Origin of the sequence: Streptomyces sp. CA2R106 (assembly GCF_037034245.1) — a bacterium.
Lineage (GTDB): Bacteria > Actinomycetota > Actinomycetes > Streptomycetales > Streptomycetaceae > Actinacidiphila.
On record NZ_JBAGKC010000007.1, the window covers coordinates 188,232 to 206,998 of the forward strand.

An 18,767-nucleotide genomic window follows, 5' to 3' on the forward strand; every position below is an offset into this window, starting at 1 on the left:
GCGTTGCCTAGTGGAAGGTGACGGTGGTGCCGTTGCGGACGCTGCGGGCCGGGAGCGTGACGGTCAGGGTGTGGCTGGCCGCATCGAGGTGCCAGGCGGTCCTGGGCAGCCGGGTGCCGGACGCGGAGACCGCGCTCGCGGTGTCGACCCCGCGGAAGGCGACCGTCCACTGCCGGCTGGTGACCTGGCCGTGGAAGCTGCCGCGGGCGGCGCCGATCCGCAGGGTGTGGGCGCCCTTGCTCTCGGTGTAGTGCACGGCGGTGGTCGCCGAGCGGGCCGGCACCGCGGAGGTGCCGTCGTCCTCGTAGAGGGTGAACGCGCCGGAGGCGCCGGTGGTGACGGTGAGCGTGACCTTCTTCAGCGGGTTGTTCGCGTCGTCGGCGACGTGGTCGGTCCTGGTGGGCACGACCGCGCCGGCCTTGACGAACACCGGCATCGTGTCGAGCCCGGTGGTGACGGTCTGCGTGGTGCCGCCGGGGTAGGTCTTCCCGGTGAAGTAGTCGGTCCAGGTGGTGCCCGGCGGCAGCCACACCGAGGTGGTGGCGGTGGTGCCGGGCGTGGTGACGGGCGCGACCAGCACGTCGGAGCCGTACATGTACTCGCTGTCGGCCGTGGTGTAGGCGCTGTCCTCCTCCGGGTACTGGAGGTACATCGGCCGCACCACCGGGATGCCGGTGGCGTTGGCCTGCTGGGCAAGGGTGTAGGTGTACGGCAGCAGGTCCTCGCGCAGGTTGAGGAACTTGTCGGCGCTGGTGCGGGCCGCGGTGCCGTACTGCCAGGGCAGCCGGTCGCTGTGGTTGCCGTGCAGCCGGTCGATCGGCTGGAAGGTGCCGAGCTGGACCCAGCGCGCGTACAGGTCGTCGGGCAGCTTGGTGGTGCTCTTCTGCGTGCCGCCGTCGGTGTACGTCTCGGCGCCCTTCAGGCCGGTGGTGTCGTTGAAGCCGCCGATGTCGTGGCTGACCGCGGACAGCCCGGTGGCCGCGGACTCGCCCGGGGTGTAGCCGACCTCGTACTTCAGGGTGCCCCAGCTGGAGGAGGTGTCACCGGTGAAGTGGACGGTGGTGCGCTTGTCCGCCCAGGGCCCGGTCGGCAGGCCGGTCGGGCTGCTGTAGCCGCCGGACTGGAGCGACCCGAAGGCCCGGGAGAGCACGAACCCGCGGCCGACGGTCTTGTCGGCGTCGGTGGCGTACTGCTGGTTGATCCAGGCGTCGGGGGTGACGCCGGCCAGCGTGGACTGCGAGTTGTCGCAGCACCAGTCGAGCCACCAGAAGTCGGCGCCGTCGCTCTCCATCGTCTGGTGCAGGTCCAGGTACGCCTTCAGCTGGTCGGGGTCGCCGAAGTCGAAGGTGTACGTGCACACGTCGCCGTCGCAGCCGGCCTTGGCGAGCTTGTTCTTCGCGGTGGCCTCGGCCTGCGCGAACTGCGGGTCGGTGCTGATGATGCTCGGGTGGATGTTCAGGGTGTTGTGCAGGCCCTGGCTCTGCGCCCAGTCGAAGAACGCCTTCTCGTCGGGGAACTTCGACGGGTCCATCTCCCAGCCGTCCCAGGTGGCGGGCGACTTGAAGTCGGTGTCGGTGACCAGCACGTCCAGCGGCACGTTCTCGGACCGGAAGTCGGGCAGGACGGTGTTCTCGTAGTCGGCCGCGGTGCGGTCGAGGTACTCGGAGTACCAGACGCCGTAGGCCCACTCGGGCAGCAGTTCGGAGGGGCCGGTGAGCGTGGCCAGGTCCCCCAGCGCCTGCTGGTAGTCGTGCCCGTAGCCGAAGAGGTAGCCGTCCTGGTAGGGCGTGCCGTTGTGGCCGGGGCGCGGCGAGGTGGTGCCGGTGGCGGTGGAGTACAGCGCCGAGGTGGTGTCGTCGAGGAGGTACCAGCCGTCCCGGTAGAGCAGGCCGGGTGTGGTGGCCGGGTCGCCGTTGTCGCCGTTGACGCCGTCCAGGCCGCGGCGGTAGCCGCCCAGGGAGATGTGCGGCTGCGGGGCGGCCGCGCTCTGGTCGGCGACGGAGACGGTGTCGGCGTTGACGTGGCAGCTGGTCGCGTCGGGGCAGCCGAGGGTGATCGTGTCGGTGCCCGCGCTCAGCGCGACGGGGACCGACGCGGTGCTCCAGGTGTCCCAGTCGGTGGTGGCCGGCAGGCTGAGGGTGCTGGTGGCGCCGCCGGCCGTGACCGTCATGGTGCGGGTCTGGTGCAGGCCGTCGCCGCCGGTGCCGTTGGCGTAGCGCAGCCGCAGCAGGTAGGTGCCGTCGGCGGGCACCCCGACGATCCGGTGGGTCAGGGACGTGCCCTGGTTGAGTTCCGCGACGAAGCCGGCGCCGGAGTAGCCCTTGTGGTCGGTGGCGGTCTTCGCGTTGCCGGTGGCGCGGCCCGCCTCGGACTCGCAGCTGGTGCCGAAGGGGCAGTCGAGGATCGCGGTGGTCGACGCCTGGGGGTAGGACGCGCCGGGCGTGACGACCGCGATGCTGTCGAGGTTGACGTGGCCGGTGTCGGCCGCGGTGTGCGCCAGGGTGACCGTGTGGTGCCCGGCGGTCAGCGTCAGCGGCACCTTGGCGACGGCCCAGGTGTCCCAGTCGGCGGTGACCGGCATGCTGACGGTCTTCGCGGCGCCCCCGTCCACCGAGACCGACAGGGTGCGGGTGACGTCCTTGCCGTCGCCGCCGACGGCGTTGGCGTAGCGGGCGTCGAACTCGTAGCTGCCCGCCGAGGTGGCGTCCACGTCGGCGGTGACCGCGTTGCCGGTGGCCTCGAAGCCGGCGAGGAAGCCGGTGCCGGTGGCCCCGGTGTGGTCGCTCGCGGTGCCCACGCCGGAGGCGGTGAGGCTCTCCGCCTCGCACAGCTCGCCGACGGCGCAGGTCAGGCCGTTCCACGGGGCGGCGGTGACCGCGGCGCTGCCGGCGTTCTGCTGCACCGTCAGGTTCTGCGCGGTGAAGGCGCCGGAGTCCAGCTTGTAGCGCAGCGTCACCTTGCTGGTCTTGACGGTGAGCCAGCCGCCGGCGGTGGAGGAGGTGTAGGGCGTGCTGGTGAAGGAGTCCCGGCCGATCGCGTTGAAGGTCGGGCTGTCGGTGAACTGGCCGTCCCCGGCGTACTCGGTGCGGATCAGGGTGGGCGAGAGCACCTCGAAGCGGGCGTCGCCCGCGGTGACCGTCGGGATGTGGGGGCGGGCGCTGCTGTGCGCGGACGCCGCCTGTCCGGTGCCGGTCAGCACCGTCGCCACGGTGGCCGCGGCGGCCACCACCGCCAGCCGCCGCCGCGGGGTCCGGGTCCGGCGGCGGGCCTGTGCGGCGCTCATCGGGCCACGCTCAGCAGGGCGAAGATGCCGCCGACCACCGGGCGGGCCTGGAAGCCGCCGCTCTGCCGGTCGTTGACCGTGTCGTACCAGTCGGTGAACGGCACCCGGGTCGGGGTGGTGTGGACGAACTCGTAGAGCGAGTCGATGAGGTAGCCGCTGACCGGGTGGTCGCGCAGCCAGGCCGCGGTCCACATCTCCCAGTCGGCCTTGGTGTAGGCGTGCCGGTTGTCCAGTGGGATGCCGTGCTGGTTGACCTGGGTGAGGTACCAGGCCGCCTCGTCGGCGGCGACCGACTTCGGGACCAGCCCCAGGCCCAGCAGCGCGTCGGGGTAGCCGTTGTACTTCAGGCTCCAGGTGCCCGGCTGGTCGTAGGCGAGCTTGAGGTGGTCCCCGCCGGAGTTGCCGCTCGTGTCCCCGCCCGTGTCCTGTGCCTTGCCGACCCACTGGCCGATGTAGTCCTTGGCGACGCCGAGGTAGCGGGTGCGGTCGGCGGCGTTGCCGGCCGCGGCGGCCACCTGACTCATCGCGCCGAGCGCGAGGATGCCCTTCAGCGCGAGGTTGGCGCTGTGCCCGATGAACCCGGTGAAGTCGTCGGTCTGGTTCTGGTAGCCGGGGTCGAGGGCGTTGTCGACGAGGTAGTCCGCCCACTGCTTGAGGATCGCGTAGTGGCCGGTGGCGAAGGACTTCGCGTCGGCGGCGGAGGCGCCCTTGAGGTACGCGGCCGACATCAGCAGCATGTTCGCCGACTCCTCGACGGGCATGTCCTCCTCGTTGCCGTCGTTGTGGCCACTGGCGTTGGGATAGGAGGAGCCGATGTCGTGCTCGGCGAACTCCTTGGGCCAGCCGCCGTGCTCGGCGTACTCCAGCATCGGCGCCAGCAGCAGTCCCAGATAGGCCGGGTCGGCCCAGGCGAAGACCGGGACCGTGGGGTAGGTGACGTCGATCGAGGAGACGTTGCCGTCGGAGGAGATCTCCTTCAGCAGCGCCCAGGGCTTGCCGTCCTTGCTGACCAGTTCGGTGGCGCCGTACGCCTGCCGCAGCGCCAGCGCGCACAGCGCCGCGTACTTCGCGCCGCCGGCCGCCGTGGCCTCCTGCCGCACCTTGCGGTCCAGCGCGGCGGTGCGGGCGGCGGCGGTGGTGAGGTCGCCGTGGAAGAACGCCGCCATCTGCTGCCAGGTGGACCAGTACGACTTCCACAGCGGCGGCAGCGGCGTGCCGAGGTAGCTCACCGCGGGCTCGCGCACATGGCCGAGGGACAGCACCGTGTGCTGCGCGGCGCCGTGCACGCTGCCGAGGTCGAAGTGGAAGGCGAAGACGGGCCAGGCGTCGTTGATCGCGCGCGGCTGGCGGCTGTCGGTGGAGCCGTCGAGCTTGCCGTCGGTGAGCGCGGCCGGCCGCACCGCGGTGTCGGCGCCGATCTGCCAGGTCAGCCCGGCGCGGTTGGTGGCGCTCCACACCACGGTGCCCCAGGTCGCCATGTCGCCGTTCTCCGCAAGCGACTTGGTGCCGTCGGGGCTGAAGGACAGCGAGGTGAGCGAGCCGCCGCCGGCGCCGGCGACCTGCTCCGCGGACCAGCCGATCTTCGTGCCGGAGTCGTTGTGCGCCCACTCCCCGGAGATGTCGAAGTACAGCTTCACGTCGTGGGCGGCGCCGTCCGCGCTGCGCACGTCGGCGGTGACGTACGTCAGCGGCACCGACTGGCGGCGCAGGTCGCCGGGCTCCACCGGGGACAGGAAGGTCACCGTCAGCTCCACCCCGGCCGCCTCGAAGAGGAACACCGAGCGGGTCGCGGTGGTGGTCAGCGAGCGCTGCGCCATGCCGCGCAGCACCTGCCCGCTGATGTTGGGCGCGCCGAGGAAGAGGAACGGCACCCCGTCGATCTGGGCGATGCCGACCATCGCCATGGTGCGGCCGGTCCAGAACGTCGGCCAGGTGCCGACCGGGCTGCTCGCCGGCAGCCAGGCGCTCAGGTACGGCGAGCGCACCGCCAGCGGCACCGACGGCGGGCGGATCGGGTCGAAGACGGTGGTCACGGTGCTCACGGCCGAGCCGTGCGCGCCGCTGTCCGCCGTGGCGGCGGCCGCGGCCGCCGCCGCGGGCGCGGGCGCGGCCTGCGCGGCGCTGACCGCGCCCGGCAGCATGCCGGCGCTCGCCGCACCGATCCCGACGACGCCGGCCGCTCCGGTCCAGCGGATCAGGCCGCGCCGGCTCATCCCCGGCTCGGGCCCGGCCGCGGCGGCCGGCTGCACGCCGTCCGCTCCGGCCGCGGGTGGCGGGACGTCGTTGTTCCTGTGGGTCATCTATTCCTCCCGGGACCGCTCCGGTGCGGAGCGGGATGGCAGGGGCAGGCGCTCCGGCCGGTGCGGCGGCAGGCCGGAGCGGGGGGTGGCGGAGGGTCCGCCGTGGAGATTCCTACAACGATGTAAAGAGGGCAGGATGATGACAGCACAGCCCGCATGTCATGTCCATCCCTCGAACTCGACGGGTTTCCGCCGTGTTTCGCGTCCCGCCGCCACCGTGCGTGCGACCGCGCCGACAAGGGGAAATCCTGACCCGGCGGCAGGTTTGAGGGCGCCGTCGAGCGGCGCGGACGACACGCGGGAGGGGGTGGCGGGGGTCGCCCGGGAGCAGCCGGGCGGTGTCCGATCTTGAGGTGTGCGGACGGATTCCTTACATCGATGTAAAGACCCGTCGCAGACCCGCCGCACCGGGTCCGACCTGCGCTCCCCGGCCCGGAAATCGCCGGCACGCCCCTTGACCGGCGGCGGCCCGGCAGTGGGAGAATCCGTGGGTTCGTGGTCGGTTCTGTTCAGTCCTGGTGAGGTGTGGCACCTCCCGGCGGGTGCCGGCCGCACGCGTCCACGAGAGGGGTCCCGCCATGGCGGCCGACCACACGTCACACCCGGCCGCCGGGGCGTCCGCCGCCGCTGCCGCCGTCCCGCCCGCCCTGGCAGGCGCCGCCGACGAAGCCGCCCTGCCCAGGACCGTGGAACTCGCCGACGGCTGGCGCTTCGCCCTGGTGGACCTGTGCGACGTCACCGACCCCGCCGGCGGCTACGCGGACGCCGCGACGCCGCAGTACGACGACTCCGGGTGGCGGGCGGTGCGGGTGCCGCACGACTGGAGCATCGAGCAGACCCCGACCACCGACCACCACACCACCAGCGGCGGCGGCTACCTCCCCGGCGGACTCGGCTGGTACCGCACGGCGTTCGCGCTGCCCGCGGCCGCCGCGGGCCGCCGCGTGGGCATCGAGTTCGACGGCGTCCACATGGACAGCGACGTCTACTGCAACGACACGCTGCTCGGCAACCACCCTTACGGCTACACCGGGTTCGCCTACGACCTCACCGGCCTGCTGCACACCGACGGCCGCACCGCCAACGTCATCGCGGTCACCGTCCGCAACCAACTGCCCAGCAGCCGCTGGTACTCCGGCAGCGGCATCTTCCGCCATGTGCGGCTGGTCCTCACCGACCCGGTGCACGTCGCCCGGCACGGCGTCCAGATCACCACGCCCGGCCTCGCCACCACCCTCGACCCGGCGCACGGCACCGCCCACGCCGCCGTGCACGCCCGGGTCGAGGTGGTCAACACCACCGGCGGCGCGGTCGCCGCCACCGTGCTCGGCACCGTACGGGACCGGCACGGCCGCCAGGTGGCACGGTCCGCGACGCCCCTCCCGCTGGCCGCCTCCGCGCAGCCCCAGCCGGTCACCGCCGAACTGCGGCTGGACCAGCCCGAGTTGTGGTCGCCGGACACGCCCGCGCACCGCTACACCCTCACGACCGAGGTCCTGGTGGGGGACGCGGTGGTGGACACCGTCACCACCCCCTTCGGCGTACGCCACTTCACCCTCGACCCCGATCGCGGCCTGTCGGTCAACGGCGTGCACACCAAGCTCAAGGGCGTCAACCTCCACCACGACCAGGGCGCGCTGGGCGCCGCCGTCCACCACGACGCGATCCGGCGGCAGTTGACCCTGATGAAGTCCATGGGCGCCAACGCCGTGCGCACCGCCCACAACCCGCCCGCGCCGGTGCTGATCCGGATCTGCGAGGAACTCGGCCTGCTGCTGGTGATCGAGGCGTTCGACTGCTGGCGCACCGCCAAGTGCGCCTACGACTACGGCCGGTTCTTCGACGAGCACCACGTCGGCGACATTGCGGAGATGGTCCGCGCGGCCCGCAACTCCCCCGCCGTGCTGATGTGGTCGATCGGCAACGAGGTGCCCGACACCACCGAGACCGCGGGGCTGGCCATGGCCGACGGGCTGATCGCCGCCGTCCGCGCCCACGACACCACCCGCCCGGTGGTGGTCGGCTCCGACAAGTACCAGCAGCTGCCGCCGGCCGGCTCCCCCGCCGACCTGCTGCTGGCCAAGCTCGACGGCCTGGGCCTGAACTACAACAGCGCCGCCACCGTGGACGAGTTGCACGCCCGCCACCCGCACCTGTTCCTCTTCGAGTCCGAGTCCTCCTCGGCCACCGCCAGCCGCGGCACCTACCAGGACCCGCAGGCCCTGAACACCGGCGAGAACCACACCCCCGGCCGCCGCGCCACCTCCTCGTACGACAACAACCTCGCCCGCTGGACGATGAGCGGCGAGTACGCCCTGAAGAAGGACCGCGACCGGCGCTTCTTCGCCGGGCAGTTCCTCTGGTCCGGCATCGACTACATCGGCGAGCCCACGCCCTACAAGGTGTTCCCGGTGAAGGCGTCGTTCTTCGGCGCGGCCGACACCGCCGGCTTCCCGAAGGACATGTACCACCTCTTCCGCAGCCAGTGGACCACCGAGCCGATGGTGCACCTGGTGCCGATGGACTGGACCGGCCACGAGCCGGGCGAGACCGTCGAGGTGTGGGCGTACTCCACCGTGGACACCGTCGAACTGCGCCTGAACGGCCGCTCGCTGGGGGTGCGCCGGTTCGACGCCAAGAAGACCGCGGACGGCCGCGACTACCTGGAGACCACCGAGCCGACCGGCGACGACAAGACGGTCACCACCGGCCCCTACCCGGGCAGTTACACCAGCCCCGGCGGCAGCGCCGGCAAGCTCCACCTGACCTGGCGGGTGCCCTTCGAACCCGGCGAGCTGACGGCGCTCGCCCTGCGCGACGGCGAGGTGGTCGCCACCGACGTGCTGCGCACCGCAGGCGCGCCGCACGCGATCCGGCTCACCCCGGACCGCGCCACCGTCACCGCCGACGGCGACAGCCTGGTCCACGTCACCGCCGACGTGGTCGACGCGTCCGGCGTCCTGGTGCCCGACGCCGACCACCTGCTCACCTTCGCCGTCACCGGCGGATCGCTGGCCGGCCTGGACAACGGCCAGCAGGACAACGCCGAGCGCTACCAGGCCACCACCCGCACCGCCTTCCACGGCAAGGCGCTGGCCGTCGTCCGCTCCGGCACCGCCCCCGGGCCGCTGACGGTGACCGCGAGCGCCCCCGGGCTACGCGACGGCACCGCCTCGATCCCCACCACCCCCGCCACCGGCCCGGTCGCCACCACGCCCCCGGCCGTCTTCGCCCCCGACCCCGGCCCGGGCGAGCCCGCCTACCCGATCGCCGACGCCAGCTTCTCCGGTTCGCCCGCCAGCACCCCCCAGGCGATCCACGACGACGATCCCGCCACCGGCTGGTCCAACGCCTTCACCAAGGCCGCGACCGGCCTGCTGCCCGCCTTCGACGGCGCCCGCCGCGCGGACTGGTACTCGATACGGCTGCGCAATCCCCGCACCTTCGACAGCGTCTCCTTCCGCTTCACCGTGGACGACACCCACGCGCTGCCCGCCGAGGTCACCCTGTCCGCCTGGATCGACGACCGCTGGACGCCGGTGCAAGGCCAGGTCGTCACCTGGGCCACCGCCAGCGACGAGCCCACGCGCATCGCCTTCGCCCCCGTCCGCACCGCCGCCCTGCGCCTGGACATGACCAGCTCCGCCCCCGGCACGCCCGCAGGCGCCCTGCGGATCAGCGCGGTCCACTTCACCGTCCTCGGCGTGTGCGGCCGGGGGTAGCGTGCGCGCCCGGAGCCGGGGGGCGGAGTTCCGAAGGTCATAGTGGAGAGCGCGCCCCTCCACGTACGATCACGCAATGGCTGACATGACCGACACCACGCCCGGCTGGCTGGCTCCCGAGGACCTGGAGCTGACCCGCGCTCGTATGCCGATCCTCTACGTCGACGCCGTACCGGTGCGGGTCGACGACAACGGAGAAGTCACCCACATCGGGCTGCTGCTGCGCATCGGACCGGACGGCACGGTCAGCCGCAGCCTGGTCTCCGGCCGCGTGCTGCACCACGAGCGAGTCCGCGACGCGCTGGTGCGGCACCTGGAGAAGGACCTCGGGCCGGTGGCGCTGCCGCGGGTGCCGGCCTCGCTCCAGCCGTTCACCGTCGCGGAGTTCTTCCCGACCGAGGGCGTCACGTCCTACCACGACCCGCGGCAGCACGCGGTCTCGCTCGCGTACGTGGTGCCGGTGGCCGGGGACTGCCGGCCGCGGCAGGACGCGCTGGACCTGGTCTGGTTCACCCCCGAGGAGGCGTCCTCGCCGCAGCTCCAGGAGGAGATGCCGGGCGGCCGCGGCATCCTCCTCAAGCAGGCCCTGGCCCACGTGGGCCGCCTGGCCTGACGGTCCCCGGCCGGTCCGGGCCGGGGCGCGCTACCCGGTGTAGGAGTCCCCGGTCACCGTGACCTGGCGGCCCTCGGCGGTGGTGGTGGACGTGGTGCTCAGGCAGCTGCCGGACGACGGGTCGGTGACCGTCGGCAGACCGCCGGTGTAGTCGGTGCCGTCCTCCGTCCCGACCGGGGCGCCGTAGGTCACGGTGACCTGCTGGCCGCACCCGGCGGTCAGGTAGGGCTCGATGAAGCCGCTGTCGGCCGCCTTGAACCGGCCCGACGCCGACGGCAGGCTGAAGCTGCCGATGTGCGTCACCGTCGCGCCGGTCACCTCGTCCACCACGTCCCCGGTCATCAGCTGGGTGTCGCCGGTGACGCTCGCCAACTGGAGCACCAGCGCGTAGGTGCGGCCCTTGGTGTAGGCGAAGCGCGCCGCGCAGCTCACCCCCGCGCCGCCGTCGGCGCCGTAGGAGCAGTTGGCGTCGGTGGTGGTGGCCGCGGCGTTGAAGGAGCTGAACACCGCCTGGAGGGTGGGGTTCCCGTCGGCGTCCGCCTCCTTCGGCTGGAAGCCGGCGTAGGGGCGGGTGCCGCTCTCCAGCGTCGTGTAGTAGGCGAAGTAGATGCCGCCGGCGGCGGGCGCGGACTCGAAGGACATCGGCAGCGTGAGCCGGCTGACCGGGGTCGGTGCGCCCGTGCTCCAGGTGGAGGTGGGCGTCGAGGCCCACGACTGCCCGGTCATGGCGACGCCCAGCAGCGCGGCGGCTCCGGCGACGGTGGCCGAGCGCAGCAGTGCGCGGCGCGGGCGGCGGCCGAGGAGTGAGGTGGGTCGCATGTCATCTCCGTTCGTGGGGGCGGTGCATGGCTGCGGTGCGGTGGAACGGGTGGTGCGCGCCGGTCGGTTGGGACCCGGTCGTTTGCGGGCCCGGGCGGTCAGGGGGCCGGTCGGTTGGGGGCCGGTCAGTTGCGGGTCCGGGCGGTCGGGGGCCGGTCAGTTGCGGGTCCGGGCGGTCTGGCCGCGGTCGAAGTAGGCAGCCAGGTCCGGGTCGAGGGGAGGTACGTCGCGGGGGCGGCCGCCGTCGCGCAGCGACTCGGTGGCGCGCACGCCCGCGGCGACCGCCATCCGGGCGGCCACCGGCGAGGTGTCGGTGCGGCCGCCGTCGCGCACGAAGCGGACGAACTCGTCGATCAGCAGCGGGTCGGCGCCGCCGTGGCCGCCCTCGTCCTGGGCGTCCGGCACGGCGTGTTCGGCGTCGGCGTCGGCCCGGTAGCCGGAGCGGCGCGAGTTCCAGACCTTCACCACCGCGCCGGGCCCGTCGCCGAAGTTCTCCAGCCGCCCGGCGTCGCCGATGACGGTGTAGTTGCGCCAGTAGTCGGGGGTGAAGTGGCACTGCTGGTAGGCGGCCAGTACCCCGTTGTCCAGGCGCATGTTGACCAGCGAGACGTCCTCGACGTCGATGACGGGGTTGAGGTCGCGCTGGGTGCTCGGCGGCCAGTGGCCGTCGCGGGTGTACCAGTCGGCGGTCTTGGGCTCGCCCGGCGCGCGGCGGTGCGGGTTGCCGCCGTACACCATGAGGTCGCCGAGCGCCTGGACGGTGCGGGTGTAGCCGCCGGCGATCCAGTGCAGGACGTCGAGGTCGTGGGCGGCCTTCTGGAGCAGCAGGCCGGTGGTGTGGCGGCGTTCGGCGTGCCAGTCCTTGAAGTACCAGTCGCCGCCGTATCCGACGAAGTGCCGGACCCATACCGCCTTGACGGCGCCGATCTCCCCGCGCGCCACGATGTCCCGCATCAGCCGGACCACCGGCATGTGGCGCATGTTGTGGCCGACGTAGAGGGGGGTGCCGGTCTCGTACGCGGTGCGCAGGATGGTGTCGCACGCCTCGACGGTGATCTCCAGCGGCTTCTCCAGGAAGACCGGGGTGCCGGCCCGCAGCGCCTGGCAGGCGAGTTCGGCGTGGGTGTGGTCGGGGGTCAGCACCAGGACGGCGTCGATGCTCCGGTCGGCGACGACGTCGCGGTGGTCGGCGACGGTCCGCACGCCCGGCAGGTCGGCGGCCGCCTTCTCGCGCGCTGCCGGGTCCGGGTCGGCCAGCAGTGTGACGCGTGCGCCGTTGCCGGGGCGGTGCGCGGTGCGGGCCAGCGAGCCCCGCAGGCCGTAGCCGAGGACGCCGAGGGCCAGATCCGTGGTGGTCACGCGGGTATCAGTCCTTACGGGCGGTGCCGCGCGAAGCGACGGCACGAGTGCGGGTACGGGCGCCGGGCGGCGCCCGGGGTGGGTGCCGCGGCCGGTGCGGACGAGGTGGGCCGGGTCGCGGCCGGGTCCGGACCGGCCGCGGCGGTCGGCGGGTCGGGCGGTCAAACGGTCAGGCGGTGAGCGGTCAGCGGGCGGTGGGGACCCGCGGTCAGGAGTGGACGCGTACCTCGGCAAGGCCGATCCGCCCGGCGGTGGTGGCGGTGATCCGCACGTAGCGGCCGCGGGCGTGCAGGTGGTCCACGGTGGTGGGGCGCAGTGCGGTGCCGCCGAGGTGCACCGTGGTGGCGTGGGCGAAGTCGGGGGTGGCGCTGATCTCGATGTCGGCGTCGGCGGTGGCCATGGTGGCGTCGTTCCAGATCTCGATCCGGTCGACGGACCGGACCGCGCCGAGGTCGGTCTGCCACCAGGCGCCGGGCCCGGCGAGGGTGAGCGCGTCGGTGGTGGTGTCGCCGTCGACGGCGTTCGCGGCGGTGGCGGTGCCGTCGGTGCCGGACTGGCCGGCGGTGCTGCCGCGGGCCAGGTCGGCGCTGAGCGGTTCGACGTGCGGGCCGTCGGCGCCGGCCCGGGCGGCGATCGCCACGGCCTGCGCGGGCAGGGTGTCGAGCCGGGTGTGGTTGCCGGTCGCGACCGAGCCGGTACCGGCCAGGGCGGGGGCGTCGGTGTCGGTCCAGTTGCCGGTGGCGGTGTTGTCGATGCCGTAGTCCGCCCAGTTGGAGATCCACTTGTAGCCCAGGCGGGTCAGGACGTTGCCGGTGACGGTGATGTGGGAGGACTGCTCGTCCAGGTAGATGCCGTTGCCGTCGCGCTCGGTGTTTCCGTACGCGGAGCGGTTGACGTAGTTGCCGGAGATGACCGTGCCGGGCTGGTCGCCCTGGGTGTAGATCGCGCCGCCGTCGTGCTGGCCGCCGGCGACCGCCATGACGTCGGTGATCCGGTTGCCGGTGACGCGGTTGTCGCGCAGGACGGACGTCTGCGCGCCGGGCTGGTCCCAGCCCCATCCGACGGAGATGCCGGAGTACGGCAGGTGCTCCAGTGTGTTGTGGTCGACGGTCAGGCCGGCTTCGTAGCCGGCCCAGATCCCGGCGGCGTCGGTGTACTCGGCCCCGGCGTGGTCGATCGTGTCGTAGGCGACGGTGTTGTCCCGGCCGGCCAGCTCCGGGGCGGGGTCCGGGTCGGTGTCGCCGACGTAGAGGGCGCCGGAGGACAGGTCGGTGAAGGTGGAGTGGGTGACGGCGGAGTCCTGGGTGCCGTCCTGGAGTACGGCTCCGGCGCCGCCGAGGTGGGTGAAGTCGGCGTCCTGAACGTGTATCCGGCGGCCGCCGTCGACGGTGAGCGCGCCGGCCGGCTTGGTGTAGTAGCGTCCGGACTGGTCGGCGGGGCCGCTCGCGCCGGTGAGGGTGAGGCCGGCCTGGGTGCCGGCGTAGCCGTCGCCGGTGTCGGGCTGGTGGTAGGCGGCGTAGGCGAAGCCGAGGCCGGTCAGGTCGAGGTCGTGGGCGTGGTCGAGGACGACCAGCTGCTCGGTGGCGGGGGTGACGGCCTGGGCGCGGCGCATGTCCTGGCCGGGCCGTGGCAGGTAGGTGACGGTGCGGTCGGCGGAGTTCCAGGTGAACTCGCCGGGGGTGTCGAGCAGTTCGGGCGCGTTCTGGAACCAGGCGACGCCGGTGTAGCGGGTGGAGTCGACCGTGGTGGTGTCCCAGGAGGGCCCGGTGCGGCCGGTGCCGCTGGAGGAGTCCGCCCAGCAGGGCTGGGCGAGGGTCATCTCGTCGCCGCTGACGGCGGTGACGCGGCACTGGTAGTTCCGCCAGCGGACCTTGATGACGGCGGTCACGTCGGTCGGGCGGGCCGATCCGGCGATGCCGCTCGCGACGGCGCCGGTCAGGCCGTCCTTCGTCGCGTGGCAGACGCTCGCGGCGCACGCGGCGCCCCGCGCGGGTGTCGCCCGCTCGCCGTCGACGAAGAGCTGGCGCGGGATCACCCCGGCGGGCACGGGCGCGGTCCAGGTGCCGTCGGTGTGGTGCGTCCAGCCGGCCAGGGTGCGGCCTCCGGTCAGCACGGGGTGGGCGCCGGGCGCGGCGGCCCAGGTCACGGTGTGCCCGTCCCGGCCGGAGTCGGCCGCGCCGAGCGTCAGCGGTGCGGTCAACGGGTAGCTGCCGTCGCGCAGTTCGACCCGTACGTCGCGGGTCATGCCGCCGGCGACGGCGGCGCGGACCTTGGCGCGCGCGCCGTCCAGGGAGCACGGGTGCGCGAGGTCGCAGGTGTCGCCGCCGCCGGTGGGCGCGACGTGGTAGACCGCCGGGGCGGGGGACGGCGCGGACGCGCCGGGCGCGGCGGCACCTGCGGCGCCGGCGGGCAGCAGGAGGGCGGCAAGGGCGGTGGTGGCTGCGGCGAGTACGGCGCCGGCGGTCCGCTTCACGCGTTCACGCTCCAGTCGGGGTGCCCGGGCATCGGCGGGTTGACGGCGCCGAAGAGCCAGTCGCGCAGGAAGGGGTCGAGCGAGGGGTCCCCGGTGACCTGCACGGCGTGCCGGATGAAGTCCTCGCTGGAGGCGTTGGCGTTCTTGAAGCGCTCCGGCCACAGCCGCATGATCCGGTCGAACCGCTGCTGGCCGGCCCGCATCCGCAGCGCGTACAGCACCAGCGCGCCGCCGTCGTAGATGTTGGTGCCGCCCAGCCCCTTCGGCAGCCCGGGCGGGCCGTCGGCGGCGCGTACGGCGTCCAGCAGGCCGTAGGTCTGCCGCATCTTGTCGGCCAGCACCGACCAGCCCTGCTCCTCGCTGTACAGGGCGGCGTAGTAGGTGGCGGGGCCCTCGTTGAGCCACGCCTGCTGCCAGTTGCTGGGGGTGACCGAGTCGCCCCACCACTGGTGGGTCAGCTCGTGCACCATGGTGTTCTCCCACGTGGGGTTGCCGGAGGCGGTGGGCTTGAACCAGTTGGTGCCGAACAGGCTCAGCGTCTGGTTCTCCAGGGCGTCGGTGTAGCCGCCGTAGATGTGCAGGCCGTACACCGAGAACGGGTAGCGGCCGAACTTCGCCTCCAGCCAGGCGAGATGGTCCGCGGTGCGGGCCACGATCGGGGCGTAGGTGTCCTCCTGGCCCTGCGGGACGACATGGCGCAGCGGCAGCCCGGTGTGGCTCGCGCCGTACAGGTAGGTGCCCTTGACGACGGCGATCCCGCACAGCTCGGTGGGCATCGGCTCGCGCAGCGCGAAGTGCCAGACGGCCGAGCCGTCGGCCCGGGGGGTGGTGTGCAGCAGTTCGCCGTTGGCGGCGGCCACGTAGCCCTCGGGGGCGCTGAGGTGGAAGGTCCACTCGGCCTTGTCGGAGGGGGTGTCGTTGCAGGGGAAGAAGGTGTCGGCGCGCGAGGCCTGGGCGGCGCAGGCGAAGCCGCCGTCGGCGCCGAACACCCAGCCGGACAGCCCGGACCGGGGGTCCTTGCCGTTGCCGTGGTAGTGGACCTCGACGGTGAAGGCCGCCTGGTCGTGCAGCGGGCGGGCGGGGGTGACGGTCAGCTCCTGCCCGCTCTGGCCGAGCGAGAGCGCCCATGCGGCGGCTTTCCCGTCCACGGTGACCTGGTCGATGGTGTGCCCGTCGGTGTCGAGGTCGAACGCCGAGAGGTCCTGGGTGGCGCGGGCCCGGATCGCGACCACGCCGGTGTAGTCGTAGTCGACCGGGGTGAAGTCGAAGGTCAGGTCGTAGTGCGTGACCTGGTAGCCGCCGTTGCCGAGGGTGGGGAAGAGCGGGTCGCCGGCGCCGGCCGCGCCGGGCCGCGGGTCGAAGCCGCGGGCGGCCGCGGAGGCGGGGGCGGCGCCGGCCACGGCGGCCGCGGCGGTGGCGGCCGCGGCGGTGGCCCCGGCGCGCAGCACGGTCCGGCGTGCGGGCGCGGCGGGTACGGACGGCGCGGCGGGCAGGGCGGGCTCAGCCGGCAGGGCGGGCGGCAGGGTCACTTCGCGCTCCCCTTCTGCGCGGCTTCCTCGAACTCGGTGCGGGCCTTCTCGCCGCCCGCGGCGAGGTAGTTCTTCGTCAGCTCGCTGTACCAGGACATCGGCTTGCGCCCGGTGATGAGGTCCTTGGTGCCGTCGCCGAGCAGCGTGTTGAGGCTGCCCGCGCCCTTGGAGTCCCAGGTCGGCGAGGAGTAGCCGAGGGTGGGGTCGGGGATCATCATCGGCACGAGCACGGTGTACGCGTCGTGGGAGTAGCGCACGCCCGCCTCGGAGGTCGCGCTGAAGACCGCCGGCACCGCGGAGCCGAAGAACTTCCACGGCACGGCGATGTCGGCGCTGCCCTTCGTGGTGAGCACCGGGTTGCCGCCTGCGTCCCGGGTGAAGTCGGTGCCCTCCACGCCGTAGTTGATGAGGGTGTACTCCACGCTGCCGAACGGCGAGGCGGCGAAGTCGGCGAACGCCAGCAGCTGCTTCACCCGCTGCCCGGACGCCTTCTTCAGGTGCACGTTCTGGAGCGAGACGTTGTCCATCCAGCTGACCGCGCTCTTGCCGAACGGCACCATGGGCCGCGGGTCGAAGCTCTTGTCGACGGCCTTCATGGCGTCGACGTAGCCGGTGCTGGGGGTCAGGTACGCCGGCATGCCGTCGTAGACGTAGGCGGCCTTGCCGTTCTTGAACAGGTCGGTGTACTTGGCCTTCTGGGACCCCGACATGCCGATCGACCCCGGGTAGTAGCAGCCCGCCTTGTACAGCGTGCGCTGCACCTCGATCGCCGTGCGGAACTCGTCCGTCTCCAGCTGGTGGGTGAACTTCCCGGTCCTGGCGTCCATCCGCCAGGACATGGGCGAGCCGGTGCTCATCGCCACCAGGTTGCCCGCGCCGGCCATGATGGCGTACTGGTCCTTCGACGGCCGGGTCAGCTCCTTGCACAGCTTCACGAACGCGTCGGTGTCGGCGATCTCGCGCGGGTCGGTGACGCCGACCTCGGCGAACAGGTCGTGCCGGTAGAAGCCGGCGCCGCCGGTGCCCATCCGGGAGATCGGCACGCCGTACAGCCGGCCGCCGAAGACGGCGCCCTGCCAGGCCGCCTTGGGGATCGCCGCGAGGTTCGGGTAGGCGCTGACCTTGGCGCCGGCCAGGTACGGGGTGAGGTCCGCGCAGGTGGCGGCGAGGAAGGCGGCCTTGTCGTCGACGCCGCCGGTCTCCGGGTACTCGAAGATGTCGGGCAGGCTGCCGCCGGCCACCATGGTGGAGAACTTGGTGGGGTAGTCGTCGCTGGGCACCGCGGTGACCTCGACCTGGCCGCCGAGCAGCTTCTCGATCGCCTGCCAGGCCGCGTTCTTGCCGCGTCCGGGCGGCGGCGGCATGAACGTCTCGGAGGTGGCCCGCACCGGCTGCGCGCCCGCCAGCGGAGTGCCCTTGGTGGCGCGCAGCGGGGTGGCGGGGTAGCGGAAGAAGCCCTGCGGGACGCCCGCCGCGGTGCCCGGCAGATCGGCCTTGACGCCGATGTCGCGGACGGTGGTGGCCGGCAGCAGGTCCGCGGCCTTCGCGGACGCCTTCGCGGTGCTCCCGCCGTCGCCGCAGGCGCTGAGCACGGGGGACGCGGTCAGGCCCACGCCGACGCCGATGGCCGAGCGCAGCAGCGATCTGCGGCTGAGGGAGGGAAGGGCGGAACGGGACATGTCTCTCCTTGCCAGGAGTGGGGCGGGGTGCTTGCGGGAGGGTGCGGGCGGACGAGCGGGGGGACGAGCGGGGGGACTCAGCCCTTGACGGCGCCGGTGAGCACGCCCTTGGTGAAGTAGCGCTGGAGGAAGGGGTAGACGAGCAGGATCGGCACCACGGCGATGACGAGCACCGCCATCTGCACGGCCTCCTGGGGCGCGACCGTCTCGCCGGTCGCGGCGCCGCTGAGGCTCTGGCCCTGGAGCACATAGCTGCGCAGCACCATCGGCAGCGGCCACTTCGCGGAGTCGTCGAGGTAGAGCAGCGCGTTGAAGAAGGCGTTCCAGTACGTCACCGCGTAGAAGAGGCTGACGACGGCGATGACCGCCTTGGACAGCGGGAGCACGATGCTGACCAGGATGCGCAGGTCGCCGGCGCCGTCGATGCGGGCCGCGTCGAGCAGTTCGGTCGGCAGGTTCATGAAGAACGCCCGCAGCACCACGAGGTTGAAGGCGCTCATCAGGGTCGGCATGACCAGCGACGCGTACGTGTTGTACAGGCCGAGGTTCTTGACCAGCAGGAAGTTCGGGATGATGCCGGCGTTGAAGAGCATCGTGACCAGTGCGGTCATCAGGATGAAGCGGGAGCCGGTCACCTCGCGCCGGGACAGCCCGTAGGCCATGCCGATGGTGAACAGCAGGCTGACGAGGGTGCCGACGGCGGTGACGCCGATGCTGACGAACAGCGCGCGCAGCACCACTCCGCCGGTGAAGACGGTGCGGTAGGCGGCGAGGGTGGGGTGCGCGGGCCACAGCACCAGGCCGGAGCTCTTGATGATGTCGGACTGGGAGGCGAAGCTCGTGGCGATGATGCCGATCATCGGATAGGCGACGGCGGCCACCACCAGGACCAGGATGACGGCCTTGCCCCAGCGTCCGAGCAGGCTGGGCCGCTCCATCCACGGCGGCCGGCCCTCGGGCGCGCCGGCCCGGCGGCGGGCGGCGCGGCGG

The 18,767-nt window shown here is 72.9% G+C and carries 10 protein-coding genes; 2 read left to right on the top strand and 8 right to left on the bottom strand.

Annotation, left to right across the window (positions count from 1 at the left end):
• Positions 1-7 precede the first annotated feature (7 nt).
• Together WA788_RS13340 and WA788_RS13345 are read right to left on the bottom strand one after the other, a co-directional pair.
• The gene (locus tag WA788_RS13340; protein ID WP_335976664.1) at positions 8-3,283 is read right to left on the bottom strand and encodes a TIM-barrel domain-containing protein; all 3,276 of its coding nucleotides are present in this window, start codon (positions 3,281-3,283) and stop codon (positions 8-10) included.
• Positions 3,280-5,583: a glutaminase family protein gene (locus WA788_RS13345; RefSeq protein WP_335976666.1), complete on the bottom strand. Its 2,304-nt coding sequence runs from the start codon at positions 5,581-5,583 to the stop codon at positions 3,280-3,282. The genes WA788_RS13340 and WA788_RS13345 overlap by 4 nt, the downstream gene beginning before the upstream one ends.
• Before the next feature lie 578 nt (positions 5,584-6,161).
• Between WA788_RS13345 and WA788_RS13350 the strand changes: the two genes are divergently transcribed.
• Together WA788_RS13350 and WA788_RS13355 are read left to right on the top strand one after the other, a co-directional pair.
• The gene (locus WA788_RS13350; RefSeq protein ID WP_335976668.1) at positions 6,162-9,305 is read left to right on the top strand and encodes a glycoside hydrolase family 2 TIM barrel-domain containing protein; all 3,144 of its coding nucleotides are present in this window, start codon (positions 6,162-6,164) and stop codon (positions 9,303-9,305) included.
• An 85-nt stretch (positions 9,306-9,390) separates the two neighbouring features.
• A complete protein-coding gene (locus WA788_RS13355) occupies positions 9,391-9,918 on the top strand; it encodes an NUDIX hydrolase family protein (RefSeq protein ID WP_335976930.1) in 528 nt (175 codons plus the stop codon).
• Between the two features lie 30 nt (positions 9,919-9,948).
• Here WA788_RS13355 and WA788_RS13360 read toward each other — a convergent pair whose 3' ends face one another.
• The 6 genes from WA788_RS13360 to WA788_RS13385 all read right to left on the bottom strand — a co-directional run bounded on the left by WA788_RS13360 (position 9,949) and on the right by WA788_RS13385 (position 18,715).
• Positions 9,949-10,737, bottom strand: a complete 789-nt coding sequence (locus tag WA788_RS13360) for a hypothetical protein (RefSeq protein WP_335976670.1) — start codon at positions 10,735-10,737, stop codon at positions 9,949-9,951.
• 156 nt (positions 10,738-10,893) lie between these two features.
• The gene (locus WA788_RS13365) at positions 10,894-12,096 is read right to left on the bottom strand and encodes a Gfo/Idh/MocA family protein (RefSeq protein WP_335976673.1); all 1,203 of its coding nucleotides are present in this window, start codon (positions 12,094-12,096) and stop codon (positions 10,894-10,896) included.
• A 208-nt stretch (positions 12,097-12,304) separates the two neighbouring features.
• A complete protein-coding gene (locus WA788_RS13370; protein ID WP_335976676.1) occupies positions 12,305-14,569 on the bottom strand; it encodes a galactose-binding domain-containing protein in 2,265 nt (754 codons plus the stop codon).
• Complete coding sequence (locus WA788_RS13375) at positions 14,566-16,098, bottom strand: M1 family metallopeptidase (RefSeq protein ID WP_335976677.1); 1,533 nt, start codon at positions 16,096-16,098, stop codon at positions 14,566-14,568. The genes WA788_RS13370 and WA788_RS13375 overlap by 4 nt, the downstream gene beginning before the upstream one ends.
• Complete coding sequence (locus WA788_RS13380) at positions 16,095-17,777, bottom strand: extracellular solute-binding protein (RefSeq protein ID WP_335976680.1); 1,683 nt, start codon at positions 17,775-17,777, stop codon at positions 16,095-16,097. Before WA788_RS13380 ends, WA788_RS13375 begins: the two co-directional genes overlap by 4 nt.
• 77 nt (positions 17,778-17,854) lie before the next feature.
• A complete protein-coding gene (locus tag WA788_RS13385; protein WP_335976932.1) occupies positions 17,855-18,715 on the bottom strand; it encodes a carbohydrate ABC transporter permease in 861 nt (286 codons plus the stop codon).
• Between the last annotated feature and the right edge of the window lie 52 nt (positions 18,716-18,767).